The sequence below is a fragment of the Spirillospora sp. NPDC047418 genome (assembly GCF_040643275.1).
In the GTDB taxonomy this organism is placed as follows: Bacteria; Actinomycetota; Actinomycetes; order Streptosporangiales; family Streptosporangiaceae; genus Spirillospora.
The window spans coordinates 225,890-245,016 of the sequence record NZ_JBEYTW010000001.1 but is presented as its reverse complement, the minus strand read 5'-3'; the positions used below and the strand labels follow the sequence as shown (position 1 = coordinate 245,016).

The 19,127-nt window shown below is 71.5% G+C and carries 18 protein-coding genes and 2 tRNA genes; 8 read left to right on the top strand and 12 right to left on the bottom strand.

Features of this window, described 5'->3' with window-relative positions; genetic code table 11:
* Positions 1–37 precede the first annotated feature (37 nt).
* Genes ABZ806_RS00955 through ABZ806_RS00935 form a run of 5 tightly spaced genes read left to right on the top strand, consistent with a single transcriptional unit; the run spans position 38 to position 3,734 of the window.
* A complete protein-coding gene (locus ABZ806_RS00955; RefSeq protein WP_500214380.1) occupies positions 38–1,063 on the top strand; it encodes a sensor histidine kinase in 1,026 nt (341 codons plus the stop codon).
* Positions 1,060–1,503, top strand: coding sequence for a roadblock/LC7 domain-containing protein (locus ABZ806_RS00950; protein WP_500214379.1), 444 nt, complete (start codon positions 1,060–1,062; stop codon positions 1,501–1,503). Before ABZ806_RS00955 ends, ABZ806_RS00950 begins: the two co-directional genes overlap by 4 nt.
* Positions 1,500–1,841 (top strand): DUF742 domain-containing protein, encoded by a 342-nt coding sequence (locus ABZ806_RS00945; RefSeq protein WP_500214377.1) that lies wholly within the window; start codon positions 1,500–1,502, stop codon positions 1,839–1,841. Before ABZ806_RS00950 ends, ABZ806_RS00945 begins: the two co-directional genes overlap by 4 nt.
* 46 nt (positions 1,842–1,887) lie before the next feature.
* Positions 1,888–2,481, top strand: a complete 594-nt coding sequence (locus ABZ806_RS00940; RefSeq protein WP_500214467.1) for a GTP-binding protein — start codon at positions 1,888–1,890, stop codon at positions 2,479–2,481.
* 17 nt (positions 2,482–2,498) lie between these two features.
* A complete protein-coding gene (locus ABZ806_RS00935) occupies positions 2,499–3,734 on the top strand; it encodes a styrene monooxygenase/indole monooxygenase family protein (protein WP_500214375.1) in 1,236 nt (411 codons plus the stop codon).
* A 70-nt stretch (positions 3,735–3,804) separates the two neighbouring features.
* On the opposite strand, the gene ABZ806_RS00930 is transcribed toward ABZ806_RS00935, so the two are convergent.
* The 5 genes from ABZ806_RS00930 to ABZ806_RS00910 form a co-directional block, all read right to left on the bottom strand.
* Complete coding sequence (locus tag ABZ806_RS00930; RefSeq protein WP_500214373.1) at positions 3,805–5,361, bottom strand: alpha-L-arabinofuranosidase B; 1,557 nt, start codon at positions 5,359–5,361, stop codon at positions 3,805–3,807.
* Between the two features lie 384 nt (positions 5,362–5,745).
* The gene (locus ABZ806_RS00925) at positions 5,746–6,456 is read right to left on the bottom strand and encodes an ABC transporter ATP-binding protein (RefSeq protein WP_500214371.1); all 711 of its coding nucleotides are present in this window, start codon (positions 6,454–6,456) and stop codon (positions 5,746–5,748) included.
* Positions 6,453–7,214, bottom strand: coding sequence for an ABC transporter ATP-binding protein (locus ABZ806_RS00920; RefSeq protein WP_500214369.1), 762 nt, complete (start codon positions 7,212–7,214; stop codon positions 6,453–6,455). The genes ABZ806_RS00925 and ABZ806_RS00920 overlap by 4 nt, the downstream gene beginning before the upstream one ends.
* On the bottom strand, positions 7,204–9,225 hold the full coding sequence (locus ABZ806_RS00915; protein ID WP_500214367.1) for a branched-chain amino acid ABC transporter permease: 2,022 nt from the start codon (positions 9,223–9,225) through the stop codon (positions 7,204–7,206). Before ABZ806_RS00915 ends, ABZ806_RS00920 begins: the two co-directional genes overlap by 11 nt.
* A 15-nt stretch (positions 9,226–9,240) precedes the next feature.
* Positions 9,241–10,494 (bottom strand): ABC transporter substrate-binding protein, encoded by a 1,254-nt coding sequence (locus ABZ806_RS00910; RefSeq protein ID WP_500214365.1) that lies wholly within the window; start codon positions 10,492–10,494, stop codon positions 9,241–9,243.
* Between the two features lie 209 nt (positions 10,495–10,703).
* Here ABZ806_RS00910 and ABZ806_RS00905 point away from each other — a divergent pair, with 209 nt between their 5' ends.
* Positions 10,704–11,372 (top strand): TetR/AcrR family transcriptional regulator, encoded by a 669-nt coding sequence (locus ABZ806_RS00905; protein ID WP_500214363.1) that lies wholly within the window; start codon positions 10,704–10,706, stop codon positions 11,370–11,372.
* A gap of 181 nt (positions 11,373–11,553) precedes the next feature.
* Here ABZ806_RS00905 and ABZ806_RS00900 read toward each other — a convergent pair.
* The 5 genes from ABZ806_RS00900 to ABZ806_RS00880 form a co-directional block, all read right to left on the bottom strand.
* A tRNA-Lys gene (locus tag ABZ806_RS00900) sits at positions 11,554–11,626 on the bottom strand.
* Between the two features lie 85 nt (positions 11,627–11,711).
* The gene (locus tag ABZ806_RS00895; RefSeq protein ID WP_500214361.1) at positions 11,712–12,278 is read right to left on the bottom strand and encodes a response regulator transcription factor; all 567 of its coding nucleotides are present in this window, start codon (positions 12,276–12,278) and stop codon (positions 11,712–11,714) included.
* Between the two features lie 121 nt (positions 12,279–12,399).
* Positions 12,400–12,475, bottom strand: a tRNA-His gene (locus ABZ806_RS00890).
* A 54-nt stretch (positions 12,476–12,529) separates the two neighbouring features.
* Positions 12,530–13,126, bottom strand: a complete 597-nt coding sequence (orn, locus tag ABZ806_RS00885; protein WP_500214359.1) for an oligoribonuclease — start codon at positions 13,124–13,126, stop codon at positions 12,530–12,532.
* Positions 13,127–13,179: 53 nt separating this feature from the next.
* Entirely contained in the window at positions 13,180–13,830 is a 651-nt protein-coding gene (locus tag ABZ806_RS00880; RefSeq protein WP_500214357.1) for a pyridoxamine 5'-phosphate oxidase family protein, read from the bottom strand.
* A gap of 69 nt (positions 13,831–13,899) precedes the next feature.
* Here ABZ806_RS00880 and pdxR point away from each other — a divergent pair, with 69 nt between their 5' ends.
* Positions 13,900–15,267: a MocR-like pyridoxine biosynthesis transcription factor PdxR gene (pdxR, locus tag ABZ806_RS00875; protein WP_500214356.1), complete on the top strand. Its 1,368-nt coding sequence runs from the start codon at positions 13,900–13,902 to the stop codon at positions 15,265–15,267.
* Between the two features lie 108 nt (positions 15,268–15,375).
* On the opposite strand, the gene ABZ806_RS00870 is transcribed toward pdxR, so the two are convergent.
* A complete protein-coding gene (locus ABZ806_RS00870; RefSeq protein ID WP_500214355.1) occupies positions 15,376–16,062 on the bottom strand; it encodes a hypothetical protein in 687 nt (228 codons plus the stop codon).
* Positions 16,063–16,516: 454 nt separating this feature from the next.
* On the opposite strand from ABZ806_RS00870, the gene ABZ806_RS00865 reads away from it, so the two are divergent.
* Positions 16,517–17,602 (top strand): phosphotransferase family protein, encoded by a 1,086-nt coding sequence (locus ABZ806_RS00865; protein WP_500214353.1) that lies wholly within the window; start codon positions 16,517–16,519, stop codon positions 17,600–17,602.
* Positions 17,603–17,651: 49 nt separating this feature from the next.
* On the opposite strand, the gene ABZ806_RS00860 is transcribed toward ABZ806_RS00865, so the two are convergent.
* Positions 17,652–19,121, bottom strand: a complete 1,470-nt coding sequence (locus tag ABZ806_RS00860) for an RNA polymerase sigma factor (protein WP_500214351.1) — start codon at positions 19,119–19,121, stop codon at positions 17,652–17,654.
* Between the last annotated feature and the right edge of the window lie 6 nt (positions 19,122–19,127).

Sequence of the window (19,127 nt, the reverse complement as noted above, 5' to 3'; positions counted from 1 at the left end):
CGTTTCGCCGCCGCCGCAAATGGCGGTTCCGGACGTCATGATTCCCGGTCCGCAGAGTGATCCGGACGCGTGGCCGGAGTTGTGCGAACGATTCTGCCTGCACTTCCTCGTCCTCGCCGAGAAAATGCGCCCGGCGATGAACCTGCTGGAGGAGAGCGAGGAGGACCCGGACCGCCTGGAGGCCCTCTACAAGATCGACCACGGCGTGACCCGGATGCGGCGTGCCGCCCGCGACCTGCGGGTGCTCGCCGGGCGGGACGGCGAGTCGCTCTCCGGCCCGGACACCTCCCTGCTGGACGTCGTGCGGATGGCCGAATCGTCCATCGAGCAGTACCGGCAGGTCTCGATCCTGCGCGTGGTGGACCTCGCGGTCCCCGCCTACGCGGCGGAGGACCTCGCCTCCCTCGTCGCCGCGCTCCTGGACAACGCCACCAGGTACTCGCCGGGGAACGTGACCGTCAGCGCCCGCCTGCTCGACGACGGCGGCGTCATGATCCGGATCGAGGACTCCGGCATCGGCATGGCGCCCGCCCAGCTGGACGGGCTGAACGCCACGCTCGCCGGGCCCGTGCCACCGATGACGGGGGAGATCGCCCGGTCCACGGGCTTCCCCGTGGTACACCGGCTGGCGCGCAGGCACGGCGTCGGCGTCCGGCTCGCGGCCAGGGCGGGCGGGACCGTCGCCATGGTGACCGTCCCGCCGGTGCTCCTCTGCGAGATCCCGGCGGACGAGCCCGGCGCCTCCGCCGGCCCGCGCTCCGGCGAGGCGTTCGCGGGGATGGCGCATCTCGCCATGGCGCGCGGCGCGGAACGCCCGGAGCCGGAGGCGGCGACCCCCGTCGGCGGGACGGCGACCGATCTCGGCGGGCTGCCGCGGCGGGAACGCGCGAGCCTGCGCCCGGTCGGCCCGAGACCCGCACAAGCCCAGAACGCGGCGTCCGGTGGCGGGCCTGCGGCGTCCGGCGCCGGCTCGTTCGCCGCCGACCTGGACGCCTTCTCCGCCGGGACGCGCCGTGACGCAGACGAGCCCGCCGCGGGCGAACGGGAGGAAGGACGGCAGTGACGAGCATCGCCGCCACCGGGCCCAAGGGCCCCCAGGACTTCGGCTGGCTGCTGGAGCAGTTCGCCGCCGCGACCCCCGGCGTCACGCTGGCGCTGATCGTGTCGTCGGACGGCCTCGCGCTCGTCCAGTCCGGCCCGATGCCGTCGGAGTTCGTCGATCCGATGGCCGCGCTGACCAGCGGCATGATCAGCCTCGGCAACAACATCGCCAAGCACGTCGGCGCGGGCGGCTGCGACCAGGTCATGCTGAAGTTCGCGTCCGGGCACCTGCTGTTCATGGGCATCGGGCAGCTCGCCGGCCTGGTGGTCCTGGTCGGCGAGGGCGCGAACCTCGGCGGCGTCGCCCACGAGATGACCAAGTTCGTGCACGCCGTCGGGCACGTCCTCACCCCGCAGATGCGCGACGACCTGCGCCGCATGACCGAGCGGGCGACGTCATGAGCGCCAACCCGTGGGTGCGGCCCTACGTGCTGACCGGCGGGCGGACGCGCGGCCGCCGCCACCTGCTGGTGCACACCCTCGTCTCCGGCGGCGGCTACGACGCGGCGTTCGCCGAGCGGCTGCTGCCCGAGGCCAGGGCGCTGTACGAGCGGGTGCACGCCGTCGCCGAGTCGGTCGCCGAACTGTCCGCGCACTGCGGGGTGCCGCTCGGAGTCACCCGCGTCCTCCTCGCCGACCTGGCCGCCGGCGACCGGATCGAGATCCTCGCGGAGGGCGCCTCGCCGTACGACCCGCACGTCCTGGGAAGAGTGATCGATGGTCTACGCGAGCTCGCCTGACCCGTCCGGGCCGAGGCCGTCGCCCGGCATTGCGCCGCGCCGCGGCATGACCTCGGTGAAGCTCGTCGTCGCGGGCGGGTTCGGCGTCGGCAAGACCACCCTCGTCGAGGCCATCTCGGAGATCCCGCCGGTGAACACCGAGGCGTGGATGACGCAGGCGGCCAAGACCGTCGACGCGCTCGACGACGGCGCCAGGGGCGGTGGCGGCGCCGGCAAGACGACCACGACCGTCGCGATGGACTTCGGCCGCGTCACCCTGGCGTCCGACCTGGTGCTGTACCTGTTCGGCACGCCCGGCCAGCCGCGGTTCTGGCCCATGTGGGACGACCTGTGCCGCGGGGCGAGCGGCGCCGTCGTCCTGGTCGACACCCGGCGGCTGGACGTCTCGTTCGCGGCCGTCAACTACTTCGAGAACGACTCCGACGTCCCGTTCATCGTGGCGGCGAACCTGTTCGACGGGCGGCAGACCCACCCGCTCGGGCAGGTGCGGGAGGCGCTGCGCCTGGACGCGGACGTCCCCCTCGTCAGCTGCGACGCCCGCGACCGGGCCTCGGCCGTCGACGTCCTGACCAGGACGCTCGGCCACACCCTGGACCGCACCACGGGCCGCACCACGGGCCGCGAGCCGGCCGCCCGCTGACTCCCGAGGAGGAGACAATGCGCAGGATCCTGATCGTCGGAGCGGGGCAGGCCGGCCTGCAGCTGGCCCTGAGCCTGCAGGCCGAGGGCTACGAGGTCACGGTGATGTCGGCGCGGACGCCGGACGAGATCCGCGGCGGCCGCATCATGTCCACGCAGTGCATCTTCTGGCCGCAGCTCCAGATCGAGCGCGACCGCGGCCTGAACCTGTGGGAGGACCGCGCCCCCCGGATCGTCGCGCAGCGCGCCACCGTCGCGGCCCCGCCCGGCACCCGCGCGTTCCAGACCCTCGGGCGCTGGGACCACTACGCGCAGTCGGTGGACCAGCGGGTCAAGATGGCCGGCTGGCTGGAGCTGTTCGAGGAGCGCGGCGGCACCGCCGTCTACCACAGCGTGATGACGTCCGACCTGGAGGGCCTGGCCGCGCTCTACGACCTGACGATCATCGCGGCGGGCAAGGGCGAGCTGGTGGAGCTGTTCGACCGGGACGCGAGCCGCTCGCCGTACGACCGACCGCAGCGGAAACTGTCGTGCATCTACCTGCACGGGATGACGCCGTGGCCCGACCACCCCGAGCCGCACGTGCGCATCACCGCCACGCCCGGGGTCGGTGAAATGTTCTTCATGCCGGGCTACACGGGCAGCGGTCCCTGCGACATCCTGCTGTGGGAGGCGGTCCCGGGCGGCCCGTTCGACTGCTGGGACGACCGTCCGAGCCCCGCCGACCACCTCGCCCGCACCCTCGACCTCATGCGGCAGTACGTGCCGTGGGAGTACGAACGCACGGTGGACGCCGAACCCACCGACGCGCGCTGCACGCTGTACGGGGGCTACGCACCCGTCGTCCGGCATCCCGTCGGGACGCTGTCGCCGACCGCGCACGTCCTCGGCATGGCGGACGTCGTCGTCGCCAACGATCCGTGCACCGGCCAAGGCTCCAACAACGCGGTGCGGTGCGCCGAGACCTACTTCCAGGCGATCCTCCGGCACGGCGACCGGCCCTTCGACCCCGCCTGGATGCGGCAGACCTTCGAGACCTACTGGCAGTACGCGCAGTACCCCACCGCCTACACGAACATGATGCTCGGGCCGCTGCCCGAGCACGTCCAGAAGGTCCTCGCGATCGCCGCCGAGAACGAGGCGGTCGCCTACCGCTTCGCCTACGGCTACGCCAATCCCGGCGACTTCGCCAACTGGCTTCTCGACCCCGCCAAAACCGAGGAGTACCTGGCCACGGTCATGGACCAGAAGTGACCTGAGAACACGTAGGGCACAGGACGAGAGCCGCCCCCGGGCCTGGGGCGGCTCTCGTCGTCTCGGCCGGTCAGGGAGCCCAGGGAGAACTGACGGCCCACGTCACGTCGGCGGCCCAGCTCGCGGACGCGTCGAAGTCGTGGGAACCGCCGTTGCCGGCGATGTACACGGTGTTGTTGTAATGGCGGATGAAGCGGTCCGGGTAGTTGTAGGAGGCGAAGGACGTCCCGCTCCCGCTCTTGCCGGCCTGCGGGCAGAACGTGGCGTCGGCGCGGGACAGCGCGCTTCCGTCCATCGGCTGCCGGTAGAGCTGGTAGTTGTAATGCCGCAGGAAGTCACCCGGGTAGTTGCGCGACTCGAACGACACGCACGAGTTGTTCGCGAGCCCCCGCCGCACGATCCACGACCCGTCGTTCTTGTCCAGCGCGGAACTGCCGGACGAGATCTCCGAGGTGACGGCGTTGTCGTCCTGATGGCGGATGTAGCGGGAGGTGCAGCAGGCCGTCGTCGCGCGCAGCGAGATGGTCGAGCCGGGGGTGAGGCTGCCCGCCGCGACCGGGCTCGGACTGCCGTAGCCGACCGACACGATATTGGCCTGGACGGCGTTCTCCGCCGCGTCGCCGGGCAGCCCCGAGGTCATCACGCCCTCGAAGAAGTTGCCGATGGCGCTGTTGCTGTTGTCGCCGCCGATGCCGAGGATGATCGCGCCTTCCTTGTGCATCGGCGAATAGCCCGGACGCGATGTCGGCAGCGCACCGGAGTAGCGCGTGGACAACCCGCCCGTCTGGGCATTGCCGTCCTTGAACGCGAAGTAGTTCGTCCCGTTGTTCTTCAGTGTCGCGGTCACGAACGGATTCCGGTTGCCGGTGTAACCGGGGTTCTCACTGCCGCCGCTGTCGGACTGGAACAGCCCGTTCTCCAGGTCGGCCATCACCCACGGCCCCGACCCGTTGCACGGCGAGAACCAGCACAGGGTGCCGAAGTAGATGGCGTCCATGTGGCCGTTGCCGGTGTCCAGGTTGTTGGTCTCGGCGTTGCCGTAGTCGAAGCAGCAGCCGCTGTTGAAATGCGTCCCGGACGTGACCATGTACATCCCCTCCGGCTGGCTGCCGGTCGCGATGCCCGAGGTCGAGTTGTCGCGGTATCCCATGCGGCCGGAGAACGACGCGCCGTAGACCGTGTGGCCGCCCGCCGTGACCGGCAGCGCGTCCGCGGGCACGGGGTCGTCCTGGCCGCCGACGCCGCCCGGCGGCGCCGGGGTCAGATCGTTGTGCCGGGACGTCTGGTCGTAGATGATCGTGATCACGCATGCGGTGCCCGCGCAGAAGGAGTCCTGCGAGCCGGCGTCGGCGTAGCCGCCGGCGCTGAGCACGCCGATGTCGCGGGTGGCGCCGTCGGAGGCGCGGCGCACCTGGTAGAGCCGTCCGCCGTACGAGCCGAACAGCGCCCGGGTCGTGCTGTGCGCGGCGACGCACGGCGTGCCGCCGGAGCCGTAGATGTCGCACGGCAGCGTCCCCGCCGCCAGCGCCCCACCCGGCGTCCCGACCACGTTGGCGGCGCCGAGCGCGACGATTGCCGCCGCGAACAGCACGGCCTTTTTCCAGCGCGTGAGCAGTAACCGAATCATCGTCCGGACCTTCCTTCCTACTGCTGGGCTTCATTTCGCGAGAACGCGGCATTGCCGTGGCACCGGGAGCGGTCGTGAGTTAGCGCTCACATAGGCAATGCGATGACCTCCGTCATCGAGGAGGAGGCGACGTGCATGCCTGAGCGCCAATGGGAGAGGGATACGCGCCCCTGGCGGCCAGTAAGAACCAGGATGAAATGTTATCGCTAACATTTAGTTGCCGATATCGTCCTCCCTGAGCGGGTCGTTGTTAGGAGGCGGTGGTGTGAGTGCATACCATGCCGCGAGCCGTGTCAAGGCTTGATTTCGAACATGCACTTCCGGGGCGCTCGGCGGCGGCCGGCCGGGAGAACCGCCGCCCGCCGGCGGGCGTTAAGGGTCGTGTCACCGTTCCCTGTCGCCGAAGTAGGCTCGCTGGACCTGGTCCCGGTCCTCGCGGAGATCGGCCGCGGGGCCGGTGAGCGCCACCCGGCCGTGGTGGAGCACGACGGCCTCGTCGGCGACGCCGAGCGCCTGGTCGATGTGCTGCTCGACGAGCACGATCGCCGTGCCGTCCTCGTCGGCGAGCCGCCGCAGCTCCGGCAGGATCTGCTGGACGGCGACCGGGGACAGCCCCATGCTCATCTCGTCGATGAGCAGGACCCTCGGCCGCAGCAGCAGGGTCTTGGCGATCGCGAGGAGCTGCTGCTCCCCGCCCGAGAGCAGACCGCAGCGCCGGTTCAGCAGGGGCCGCAGCTGCGGGAACCGGTCGAGGGCCGGCTCGACTCCGCCCCGTGCCCTGGCCAGCCGGAGGTTCTCGGCGACGGTCAGGCGGTGGAAGACCCCCCGGTTGTCCGGGATCAGGCAGAGCCCCGACCGGGTGGCGAGCTCGACGCTCCCGGTGACGGGCGTGCCGGCGGCGGTCACCGTCCCGCCGAGCGCGGGCAGCAGACCGGCGGCCGCGCGCAGCGTGGTGGACTTCCCCGCGCCGTTGGGCCCGAGAAGCGCCAGGATCGATCCGGCCGCGACCGTCAGGTCGATGTCGCGGATGGCGGGGACCCCGCGGTAGCCGGCGCTGAGCCCGCGGATCTCCAGCGCGTCGGTCGTCTCGGTCACGGGGTCACCGGGCTTCCCAGGTAGGCGGCGATCACTTGGGCGTCGCCGCTGACGTCGGCGGGCGTGCCGGAGGCGATGATCGCGCCCAAGTCCATGACGTAGACCCGGTCGCAGACGTCCAGGACCAGTGTCATGTCGTGGTCGATCAGCAGGACGCCCGGACCGGAGTCCGCGATCCGGCGCAGTTCGCGCCCGAACTCGGCGCTCTCCTCGGTGTCCAGCCCCGCGGCGGGCTCGTCGAGCAGCAGCACGCGGGTGGAGCCGACCAGGGCCCGTGCCACGCCGGCGAGCTTCTGCCGGCCCAGCGAGAGCTCGTCTGGACGGCGTCCGGCCATCGCCTCCAGGCCCACCAGGCTCAGGGCCTTCTCGATGTCCTCGCCGGCCCGCGTCCGGCGCCGGCCGAGGTCGGCCACCAGGCCCCGCAACCCGGGCGGATCGACCGAGACGGCGAGGTTCTCCGCCACGGTGAGGTCGCTGAACAGTTCCCCCGACTGCCAGGTCCGGGCGAGGCCCAGCCGGCGCCGCCGGTGCGCGGGCACCGAGTCCAGCCGGACGCCGCCGAGTTCGATCGTGCCGCTGTGGGGCGCGAAGCCGGTGACGGCGTCGACGAAGGTGGTCTTCCCCGCGCCGTTGGGCCCGATCAGGCCGACGATCTCCGCGGCGCCGACGTCGATGCACACCTGGTCGTTGGCCCGGACGCCTCCGTACCGCACGGAGATGTCGCGGGTGAGCAGCAGCGGGCTCGGGTCACCGGGCATCGGCGGACTCCTTCGCGTCGGGGGCGGCCGGCTGCGCGGGGCCGGGCGGGGCCCACCGGGCCCGCCGGGCCCGCCGGACGAGGAGCCATTCGGGGACGGCATCGCGGTGCGGCGAGAAGACGACGACGCGCAGCAGCATCGCGGCCGCCACGATGAGCGTGTAGTACTGGCCCAGGTCGATCGTCTGGGTGAACACCAGGTAGAGCAGCCCGAGCGGTCCGGCGATGCCCGCGAAGACGGCGCCCGAGACCCGGGTGATGTCGCCGACGTAGGTGGTCGCCAGGACGGCCAGGCCGACGAGGACGGTGAACGAGGCGGCCGAGAGCTGGCCCCGGCTGTAGCCGATCAGGCATCCGCCGATTCCGGCCAGGAACGACGACAGCGCGAAGCCGAGCAGTTTGACCGCCGGGACGTTGACGCCCGCCGCCGCCGCGGCGCGTTCGTTGGACCGCACGGCGAGGAACGCCCGCCCGGTGGCCCCCGACAGCAGCCGCGTCATGAGGAGCAGCAGCACCACGACGATCACGAGGACCATGAACGAGAACCGCAGCGTGATGAGGTCGGTGCCCTCGCGGACGGCCAGCGAGAACCCGAACAGGGACGGGTCCTTGATCAGATTGCCCGTGTAGGGGGTCATCGCCGGGTTGTTGAAGACGAAGCTCTCGATCGCGAGTGCCGCCGCGATGGTGGCCACCGCGAGCTGGGCGCCGCGGATCCGCAGCGCCGGTACGCCGACCACGATGCCGAGGGCCGTCGCGGTCAGGGCCGCCAGCAGCATCGACAGCGGGAAGGGGACGCCCGCGTTGGTCGTCAGCTTCGAGAGCGCGAACCCGGCCGCGCCCGCGAAGGCCATCGTGGTCAGCGAGATCTGCCCGAGGTAGCCGGTCAGCAGCACGACCGACGCGGCGATCAGCGTCAGGATGATCGACATCACCAGGCTGAAGCGCCACTGGCCCGTGGTGAGGACGATGGCGACCGCCGTGCCGGCGACCGGCGCGGCGGTCCACAGCGGCCGGAGCTTCGGAATCCGCACCGGTGCCTGCGCGCCGGCGTCGTGGGCGCTGCGTTCCGGGATGCCGCGGCCGAGCAGGAACAGCGCCACCACGACGATGACGAACGGGATCGCGTCGCCGACGCCGGCCTGTGCCCACGACGGCCACCAGCTCTTGGCCGTCAGGAACAGCAGGATCTGCTGGACGGAGCCGAGGGCCAGGCCGGCGCCGCAGGCGACCCCGATCGACGTCAGGCGGCCCACCAGCGCGACGGCGAGGGCGGGCACGACGTACAGCATGTAGCTGGTCGGGTCCAGGCCGCCGATCGCGGGCGCCGCCAGGATCACGATCAGCCCCGAGGCGAAGCCCGTCGCGCCCCACACGAACGCGGCGAGCCGGTCCGGCGAGTACCCCATCAGCCGCAGGGCCTGCTCGTCCTCGGCGCCCGCCCTGGTGGCGATGCCCATCCTGGTGAACCGGAAGTAGCCGGCCAGGGCGGCCGCGATCCCGATCGCGGCCGCGGCCAGGATCAGGTTGCCGACCGCGATCGTCGCGCCGCCGAGCGTGAACGTCCCGGCCGTGAGCGCCGGGAGGGGGAGGAGGCCGCCGGGGTCGGTGCCGAGGGCCGCGGTGTTGAACCGGAGCGGGACCAGGGCCTGGATGAACAGCATCACCCCGACCGATGCGACCACCTGCCCGAGGGCCGGGGCCCGGCGCAGCGGACGGAACACCAGGAAGTGCGCCGCCAGGCTCCACAGCAGCCCGCCGGCGGCGCCGATGAGCACCGCCGGCCACACGTCCATCGGCCCGGAACCCAGCCGCACGCTTCCCACCGGCAGGACCAGGACACCGTTCGTGCAGAGCGCCGTGGTCTGCCACACCGCCCACAGCGCCACCGACCCCTGGGCGAAGTTGATGACGCCGGTGGCGACGTAGATGCTGACGAGGGACGCCCCGAGCACCGCGTAGACGGCTCCGGTGGAGAAGCCGATGACGGCGAATTGCAGAAGATCGTTCATAGCGGGTTCGCGGGCTCAGCCGGCGCCGGGGATGTTCGCCAGGATCGCCGGCGCCGGGGTGATCCAGTTACCGGTGACGGGCTTGAGCGAGAGGTCCTTCTGCACGGAGAACAGCAGCATCTGCGTGGTGCAGTTCGGCGTCGTCTCCTTGCCGCAGGTGAGCGGGGATCCGAGGAAGGCCGGGAAGTCCTTCAGGCCCTTGAGCGTGGACAGCACGGTCTGCCCGGTCAGGTTGTCGAGCGACGGCGCGGCCGCCAGGGCCTTGGCGAAGTCCACGACGGTGGCGAACTGGGCGTAGGCGTAGAAATCGGCGGGGCCGCTGGTCTTCGAGATGTATCCGGTCGCCGCCTTGAGGTTGTCGGCCGCCGCCTTCGGCGCGTACTTCTCCGTACCGGGCAGCCACACCGACGAGTACAGCGTCGCCCCGGGCGCGTTCGCCGGGTCCGACTTGATGAAGTTCATGCACGCGGCGACGAAGATGTCGCCCTTGTAGCCGACCGACCGCAGGCTCTTGATCAGCTGGGTGCACACCGAGGCGTTCGGCGAGGCGATCAGGCCGGCGACGTCGGGCCTGGTCGAGTTGATCGTGGCCGCCAGGGCGCTGAAGTTCGGGTTCGTGGGCGAGAAGTACAGGCCGTCCGCCTTGATCCCGATGGCTCCGGCCAGCGGCTTCAACTGCGTGTCCACGGTCTTGTGCGAGGCGGGGGTGTCCACCAGCGTCAGGGTCGCCGACGTCTTGCCCTCGGCCTTGAACCCCTGCAGGGCGCCGACGAGGAACGACGCCTGGGGCGAGCCGAAGAAGACGCGTCCGGACGCCTTGCTGCCGGTGGTCTGGTCGAACGGGATCTGGCCGACCAGGGGGATCTTGGCCGCCTCGAGGATGGGGATGCCCGCACTGGAGCTGAGGTTGAAGCCGTCGAAGGCCGCGACGACGCCGGACTGGACGAACTTGTTGGCACAGCCGATCGTGGACTCGGGGGTGCCGTCGATCGAGCAGGACTCGACCACGATCGGCCGGCCCTTCACGCCCTTCAGTTCCTTGGCGATGTACTTCACGCCGGCGTCCATCCCGGACTTCACCGCGGGGACCGCCACCGCCCCCTTGTCCGGGTTGAACAGGCCGACCTTGATCGGCGCGCCGGTGAGGGCCGGGTCGTCGGAGGAGTCGTCGGAGCCTCCGGAACAGGCGGCGGCCGTGAGCAGCAGGCCCACCCCACCGCTGAGCAGGACCTTCCGCAGAGTCGTGCCCTTGTGCATACCCAGGTTCATCGCTGGCCTCGCTTCTCTGGTTCGCATGCGCACAGACCGTGAAAACCCGGCAGGCCCGCAGCTCGGGGGTGTGAACCGTGTCACGCAGGGCTGAAGGTAGCGAAAAACTGAGAATGAGGTCAACCTCTGTTTTTCGGACGAGACCTCGGCCGTGCTCACGGCGGCTGGTAAGATCGTTACTTTCAGCGATCACCGAAAAGAGGTGCAGCGTGCCCGAGCCCGCCGCCAAGGCCGGCGGAGCGAGCGGCGGCCGCACCCGCGTCGACCGGCGCCGCGAGACCACGCCCCAGCGCCTTCGCGAGGCGGCGCGCGTCGTCTTCGAACGGGACGGCTTCCACAACGCCCGGCTCTCCGACATCAGCACTGAGGCGCAGGTCGGATCGGGGACGCTGTACAACTACTACCGGTCCAAGCACGATCTGCTCTATGAGCTGATGAAGGGCATCTCCGCCGAGTTGACGGGGATCGCGGCCGACCGCATCAGCGCGCAGCAGGACCCCGCCCGCCGCGTCCGAGAGGTCAACCGGGTCTACATCCAGGCGTTCCGGCGCAACGCCCACGTTCTCCAGGCCGTCTACCAGGCGCGCGACGAGGACGAGCGGCTGAAGGCCCAGTGGGACGAGGTCGCCGACCACTTCCAGAGCAGGGTCACGCGCGCCATCGCCGAGTGGCAGAAAGCCGGCCTCGCCTACAGCGATCTGGACCCGCGCCACACCGCCCACGCCCTGACCCTGATGGTCGAACGAGTGGTCATGGCCTGGTCGTACGAAGGCGTCGACTACGACGCGGAAGTCCTCATCGACACACTCGACAAGATCTGGATCCGCTCACTGGGCCTGACAACCGAAGCCCCGCCGCACACCGAGGCCAACCCCTAAAAGCAAGGCACCCAAGAAGCGATCCGAAGCCACGCGAGCGGGCCGAGCCTCACAAAAGCCCCCACGTGGGGGGCCTGGGGGGTGACCCCCAGATCGGGGGGTATGGGGGGGTCGTCCCCCCAATAAAGGCAAGGACCGGGTAAGTAAGCCCCGAAGGGGCTTACGAACAAGGATGAGCGAGTGCGCCGTCAGGGACTTGAACCCCGAACCCGCGGATTAAGAGTCCGCTGCTCTGCCAATTGAGCTAACGGCGCCTGTTCGTGTGGGGCCTCGGCCGGGGCCGGGGTCCCTTGCGACAGGAAGAACAGTACCAGGGGCCGCGGAGCTGTGCGAATCGGTTTAGTCCCGCGCGGGCAGGACGCTGACCATGCCGCGCCAGAGGGCGATGGCGGTGGCGCGGGAGCTGACGCCGAGCTTGGCGTAGATGCGGTTGACGTGGTTCTTCACGGTCTTCTCGGACAGGAAGAGCTGGCGGGCGATCTCGCCGTTGGAGCGTCCGGTGGCGATGAGGTCCATGACCTCGGATTCGCGGGCGGACAGGCCGAGGGTGGTGCGGGAGGCGTCGCGGACGCCGCGGATGAGGTCGCGGACGGTGAAGGAGCCGGGCACGAGGTGGCCGCTGGCGCCGGCGCGGAGGGCGGTCTCGACGGCGGGCCGGTCGTCGGAGAGGAGGAAGACGCGGGAGGCGGCGCTGAGGGCCGCGGTGTGGGCCGCGGAGGGCGCGTCGAGCAGGACGATGTCGGGGCGCAGCCGCGCGGCGAGGGTGAGGGCGGTCTCGGGGTCGGGGGTGTCGGCGACGACCTGGAGTTCGTCGCCGCCGTCCAGTAGGGAGATCACGTCCGCGCGGACCCGGGGATCGGCGTTCACCACGAGGACGCGCAGTGCGGCCGTCTCGTCGACACTCATCCGTTGCCCTTGACGTGTCGTTGACATGTATAGGGACGGAGCATAACGGGACGATCTTCGAGAGTCGATGGACCGCGCCGCACACGACGAAGGCCCCGGCCGATCGACCGGGGCCCGTACCTGGGGTGAGTGAGGGGACTTGAACCCCCGACATCTTGGACCACAACCAAGTGCTCTGCCAGCTGAGCTACACCCACCGTGGCCGGGATCGCTCCCGGCTCCCAGTAGTGTAGCGGCTCCGCGGGGGTGGGTCAGCCGGAGGCGACCTTGGCGGCGATGGAGCGGGCCGTGTCGGAGTCGGGGCCGGGCTGCGGGACGAAGACGGCGGCGCGGTAGTAGCGCAGTTCCTGGATGCTCTCGGTGATGTCGGCGAGGGCGCGGTGGCCGCCCTTCTTCTCCGGGCTGGCGAAGTAGACGCGCGGGTACCAGCGGCGGGCCAGCTCTTTGATGGAGGAGACGTCCACCATGCGGTAGTGCAGGTGGCCGTCGAGGGCGGGCATGTCGCGGGCCAGGAAGGAGCGGTCGGTGGCGATGCTGTTGCCGCACAGGGGCGCCTTGTTGGCGTCCTTCACGTGGCCGCGGACGTAGCCGAGCACGATGTCCTCGGCCTCGGCGAGGGTGATGCCGGTCGGCAGGGCGTCGAGGAGGCCGGACGTGGTGTGCATGTCGCGGACGACTTTGGTCATCTGCGTCACGGTCTCGGGCGGCGGTTTGATGATGACGTCGACGCCCTCGTCGAGGATGTTCAACTCGCTGTCGGTGACCAGCGCGGCGATCTCGATGAGCGCGTCGTTGCGCAGGTCGAGTCCTGTCATCTCGCAGTCGATCCAGACCAGCCGCTCGTTCATGGGTTTCACCCTACGGCCATGGACGACTGCGCGGGGCATGGAGCCGGAGGGATTTAGGTGGTCGCGCGCTGGGCGATATGTCCCGGAACGGGAATGCCGGGGCGGAGTTGCGGGTCGGGGCGCGGCGGGCCGAACGCCTGGTGGACGGGCAGGACGCCGGCCCAGACGTCGAGGGCGTGGTCGGGTTCGTCGTCGCTGGGCGGGCCCTGGCGGACCTTGACGGACGCCTCGGAGAGGGAGATCGCCAGCACGGTCGTCGCGGCGAGCTCCTTGCGGGTGGGTGCGCGCGTGGCGTCCCATTGGCCGGGGGCCAGTTGCTCGGTGATGGCCCGTAGCGCGGTGAGCTTCGCGTCGGTTTCCGTCACCGACTGGGGCGTCCCGTAGATGACGGCGCTTCGGTAGTTGACGGAGTGGTGGAACACCGACCGGGCCAGGACGATCCCGTCGAGATGGGTCACGGTGACGCAGACGTCTTGGGACGGCCCCGCCATGAGGCTGCTCGCTCCGGTGGAGCCGTGGATGTAGAGCGTGTCGTCCAGGCGGCCATACCCGGTGGGGAGGACGCGCGGTGCGCCGCCGACGATGAGGCCGAGGTGGCAGACCAGGCCCGCGTCCAGGATGTCGTAGAGGGCGGAGCGGTCGGTGCCCGAACGCTCGGGGAGCCTGGTGAGGCGTGTGCGGCCGGTCGAGGAGAGTGCGCTCATACCGGTTTACGCTAGGAGGGAAGTGGCCTGGTCGGTATGGCCACTTGATGCGCATAGCCGGAGACCACTTTGCTGATCGATCTGCCCCTCGCCGTTGACCGGGACGCCAAGGAGCCGATGAGCGCCCAGCTCGTCGGCCAGTTGCGGGACGCGATGGCGGAGGGGCGGCTCGCCGCGGGGGAGCGCCTCCCGTCCAGCAGGGCGCTGGGCAGGCTGCTGGGCGTCAGCCGGACGGTGGTGACGGAAGCCTACGAGCAGCTGTACGCGGAAGGGTGGCTGGAAGGGCGGCACGGGTCCGGAACGTACGTGACCGAAGGCGTCGCCGCCGCGCCTGCGCCGAGGCCACCGGAACCGGTGACGAGGCAGGCGCGAAGGGTGGCGACCCCCCACGAGATCGATCTGAGGCCGGGGATGGCCTGGATCGGTGCCCTGGACACGCCCGCGTGGCGCAGGGCATGGCGGCTGGCCGCCGGCATGCCCCCGCAGCAGCGCCAGGACCCGCACGGTCTCCCGGGCTTGCGTGAGGCACTCGCCGGCTACATCAGACGCAGCCGCGGTGTGAGCGTCCCTCTGGACGGCCTCCTGGTGACGCGCGGAGCGACGAACGGGCTCGATCTCCTTGCCGCGACCGTGCTCCGCCCGGGGGACCGCGTAGGCGTGGAGGACCCCGGCTACGGGAAGGCGCGCACGGTCCTGAGGGGACGTGGTGCGGAACTCGTGCCGTGCCCTGTCGACGAGCACGGCATCGTCGTCGAAGCCCTCCCGGACGATCTGCGCCTCGTCTACACGACACCGTCGCACCAGTACCCGATGGGCGGTGTCCTGCCCGTCCCGCGCCGGCAGGCCCTACTGGCGTGGGCGCGGCGCAACGGAGCGCTCATCGCCGAGGACGACTACGACGGCGAGTTCCGGTTCGACGTGGCGCCCCTGCCCGCCCTGTACGGGCTCGACCCGGACGTGGTCGTCTACCTCGGCACGACGGCGAAGATCCTCACCACGGACATGGGCGTCGGCTGGCTCGCGGGGCGTCCCGACCTGGTGGGGAAGGTGGCGGTGCGCAGGGAGCAGTTGAACGACCGCACCGCCGTCGTCCCGCAGGACGCGCTGCGCCTCCTCCTGGAACGCGGTGATCTCGACCGGTACGTCCGCCGGATGCGCGGCGAGTACGCGCGCCGCCGGGAGGTGGTGGTGCGTGCGCTGGACGGGCTGCGGCTGCGCGGCGACACGGCCGGCCTGCACCTGGTCGTGGACGTCCTGGAACCCGACGCGCATCGCATCTCGGTCGAGGCGGGCGAACGCGGCGTCCTCGTGGAGACCCTGGAACGCCACCACATGGGGCCGAGGACCGCGTCGGGACTGGTGATCGGCTACGGCTCCGCGGCGACCCTGACCGAACTGCGCAAGGGCTGCGAGATCGTCCGGAACCTCGCCGACTAGCCCGATCCGGCCCGGCTGCGCGGCGGCTCCGCCGCTCTCCGGCCCGGCCGTGCCTCATCCCGGCCGCGCCGGCGGCTCTGCTGCGGTCGGGCGGTTGGGGGGCGTTCTTCAGTTGGACATGGCGGACTGGCCGACCGGTACGGGTTCGGCGGCGGGACGCAGTGGCGCCGGGGCCGGGGGGTCGGCCTGCGCCGGGCGGACGGGGTCGGGCGTGCGCGGGCGCGGCAGGAGCCGGGCCCCGCCGGGCACGCTCGGGGCGCGCGGCTTCGGGATCGGCGCGACCGGGGTGTCGGGCCCGGTGATGCGCCGGATGTCGATGCCGCCGGGGTCGGGGCGGTCGAGCTTCGGCACCTGCGACGCGCCGTAGTGCCCGCCGCGCGCCCAGTCCTTGCGGCCGCGGCTCGCGTGGTAGGACTGCGGCGACGGCAGCGGGGGGCCGGCCGGCCAGCGGCGCGCGACGCCCCACGCGTCCAGCCACTGGACGATCGCGTCGAGCCCGGTGAGCAGCGATCCGGTGAACGGGGTCCGGGACTGGCCGACCACCATGATCTGCGCGCAGACGCGGCCCTCCCGGCCGACGCGGTCGCCGAGCAGCCGGGCCGCGCGGGTGATCGGGAGGAGTTGGACGATCTCGCCGGTGCCGGGATGCCACACCAGGTGCGGCGGCCGGTCCTCCTTGCCGAGGTCGGCGGCCACCGAGCGTGCGGAAACGGCGCGCGGATCGTACTCTCCGGCGCACCAGACGACGCGGGGAGCACCTCCCCGCAACGCTCCGCCGTCGTGTCGTGCCGGCATGCGGCCGGCTCCCGGCAGCCATGCGTCTGCCACGGTGCGTCCCCCCCAATCGGGCGGTCTAGTCCCGAATGGTCTAGTCCTCTTCTCTTAGCCCAGCGAGACTCATAAGTCCAGCCTGCCGTCTCATGGGCCGGATGACGGCTGTCGACGCCCGTGCCAGGAGAGAACCCGGCGTACTCGGGTGTCGTCGCAGAGGCGTACCCCGGGTGTCCAAAGATTCCACCTGGCATCAGGTTTTTCTCCCCGCGATGTGGGGACCGTCGTCGCGCAGGGCCTGGCTCCGCGGTGTTCGTGCAGGTCAGCCCCGATGCTGAAGGCCAGGTGAAGCCTTCCTGCAAGTCGGCCGGAAGTGGACGACAACGGATCCCGTGTATAAGCGTCCGCGCGCAGGTGAGGGCGCATGTACGGGGGTGGGGTTCACCCCTCTGGCCGAGCCGCGTTCTAATAGGGCGTCATGACCGTTGACGCAGAACTTCCGGCCGGGGTCCCCGGCATCGACGTCCCCCGCCTGGCGTCCTGGCTGGCCCGCGAGCTGCCCGGATCGGGACGGATCACCGCGATCGACCTGATCGCGGGCGGGCGTTCGAACCTCACGTACGGGATCACCCTGGACGGCGGCCGCCGCGTCGTGCTGCGCAGGCCGCCGCTCGGCCACGTCCTCCCGACGGCCCACGACATGGGCCGCGAGTATCGGGTGCTGTCCGCGCTCGGCGGCGGGACGGCCGTGCCGGTGCCGACGACGCTGGCGTTCTGCGACGACGAGGACGTCATCGGCGCCCGCTTCTACCTCATGGACTTCGTCGACGGCCGCGTCCTGCGCACCCGCGAGGACGCCGCGGACATGACCCCCGAGCAGGCACGCGGCCTCTCCGGCGCGCTCGTGGAGGCGCTCGCGGCGATCCACACCGTGGACGTGGACGCCGTCGGGCTGGCCGACTTCGGCCGCCCGAACGGCTACATGGAGCGCCAGCTCAAGCGCTGGGGCAAGCAGTGGGACAGCTCGCAGGAGGCGATCAGGGCCACCGGGACGTCCCGCGACCTGCCCGAGTACGACCGGCTCGTCGCGCGGCTCGCCGAGCGGCTGCCGGCGGACGCCCCCGCCCGGCTCGTCCACGGCGACTTCCGGCTCGACAACGCGCTCGCCCGGCTGGAGCCGCGTCCCGAGATCGCCGCCGTCGTCGACTGGGAGATGTCGACGCTCGGCGACCCGTTCTCCGACCTCGGGCTGACGCTCGTCTACTGGTCCGAGGCCGCCGACGCCGAGGAACTCCCCGTCGGCGCCACGATCACCTCGGCGCCCGGGTTCTACACGCGCCGCGAGTTCACCGACCAGTACGCCGCGCTGACCGGCTTCGACCTCGCCGACCTCGACTTCTACGTCGCGTTCGCGTGCTTCAAGCTCGCGGTCATCCTGGAGGGCATCCACGCCCGCTTCCTGCAGAACGCGACCGTGGGGGAGGGGTTCGACCAGATCGGCGGCGGCGTCCCCATCCTCCTGGGCCGCGCCCACCGCACCCTGGACACCGGCTCCCTCACCTAAGCCCGCCCGCTCCCGCCGGACGGGCGTTCCCGTCCGGCGGAGGGTGCGGTCAGCAGTAGGTGACCGAAGCGGAGCCGCCGGGAGAGAACGAGACCGACCCGCTCTTGCGTCCCCAGCAGACGACGTTCGTCCGGGACACGGTCACGTTCGCCGACTCGCCCGACGACAGGCGACCGCCTCCGCTCGCGCTCAACTCGCCGGACGTGTCCGTGACTCTCCAGTTCACCGCCCCGCCGACGGCGGTGATGCGGATGGTGCACGACTCGTCGTTGCCCATCCTGCATCCGTCCACGGACAGCCTGCCCGGCTTGGGCGGCTTCGGCGCCTCGCTGGTCGGAGGTGCCGGGGGCTTCGACGTCGGGGTCTTCGACGGGCTCTTGGACGGCGAAGGCGACTTCGACGGCGACTTGGACTGGCTCGGGGACGGCGAGGTCACCGTCGGGGACGGGTCGCTCGGTGTCGGCTCCGGCAGGCCCGAGTCGCCTGGGGAAGCGCTGTCGCCGGGCACCGCGGGACCGTTCGCCCCCGCGTTCGTCCCGCTGCCGCTGTGCAGCCAGGTCCAGCCGCCGACGAACAGCACGAGCAGCCCGACGGCCACGGCGACGCCGGCGAGCACCGGGCCGCGGTGCCGGGGCTCCCGGTCGCGGCCGCGCGGGGCGGCCGGCTGGTAGGGCAGCGGCCAGCCGTACTCGTCGAATGGCTCGGTCCAAGCGGCGATGGCGCGGCGGTTGCCGGCGCGGTCCTCGGCCGTCGCGGCGGTCAGCACGTCCAGCCGCAGGTCCGCGGGGATCGCCGCGATCGGCAGGACGGACAGCAGCCGGTCCGGGGGCAGGTCCGGCGTCTCCTGCACCTGGCAGATCGGACAGCTCGCCACATGCCGGACGAGCGACGTCGACGTCTGCGGCGACAGCGGCCACGACTCGGTCAGCGCCGCCACGCTGGGGCAGCTCTTCCAGTGGTTCTGCGCGATCAGCGCCGCGCGCAGCGAGGCGGCGAGGTCCTCGCGGGCCTTCTCGACCAGCGCGAGCGTCTCCTCCAGCGGGATCCCGAAGACGCCGCACACGTCGACCTCGTCCAGCTCGTGCCGGACCGACAGGTCGATCGCCTCGCGCTGCCGGCCGTTGAGCGCGGCGAGCGCGCTGTGCGCGAGCAGCCGCCGCTCCTCGCGGCGGGCGAGCTGCTCGGGGGTCAGCTCGTCCTCGGCCTCCGGCGCGGCCTGCCCGGTGTGCCGGTTCGGGCTGTCGCGGCGCCGCATGCACTCCTTGCGGGCGATCGCGTAGAGCCAGCCGCGCATCCGGTCCGGCTCGGTGAGCCGGCCCGCGTGCTCGCGGGCCGCGATGACGACGTTGCGGAGCGCGCCCGCCGCCTCCACCCGGTCGCGGAGCAGACCGTGGCAATAGTCGTAGAGGAACGGCGCGTACGTGTCGTAGACCTCGGTCAGGGCGATGACGTCCCCGGCTCGCAGCGAGTCCGCCAGCCGTTGGTCGTCGTTCCGCCCGGGCCCTGGCTCACCGGCCACGGGAAC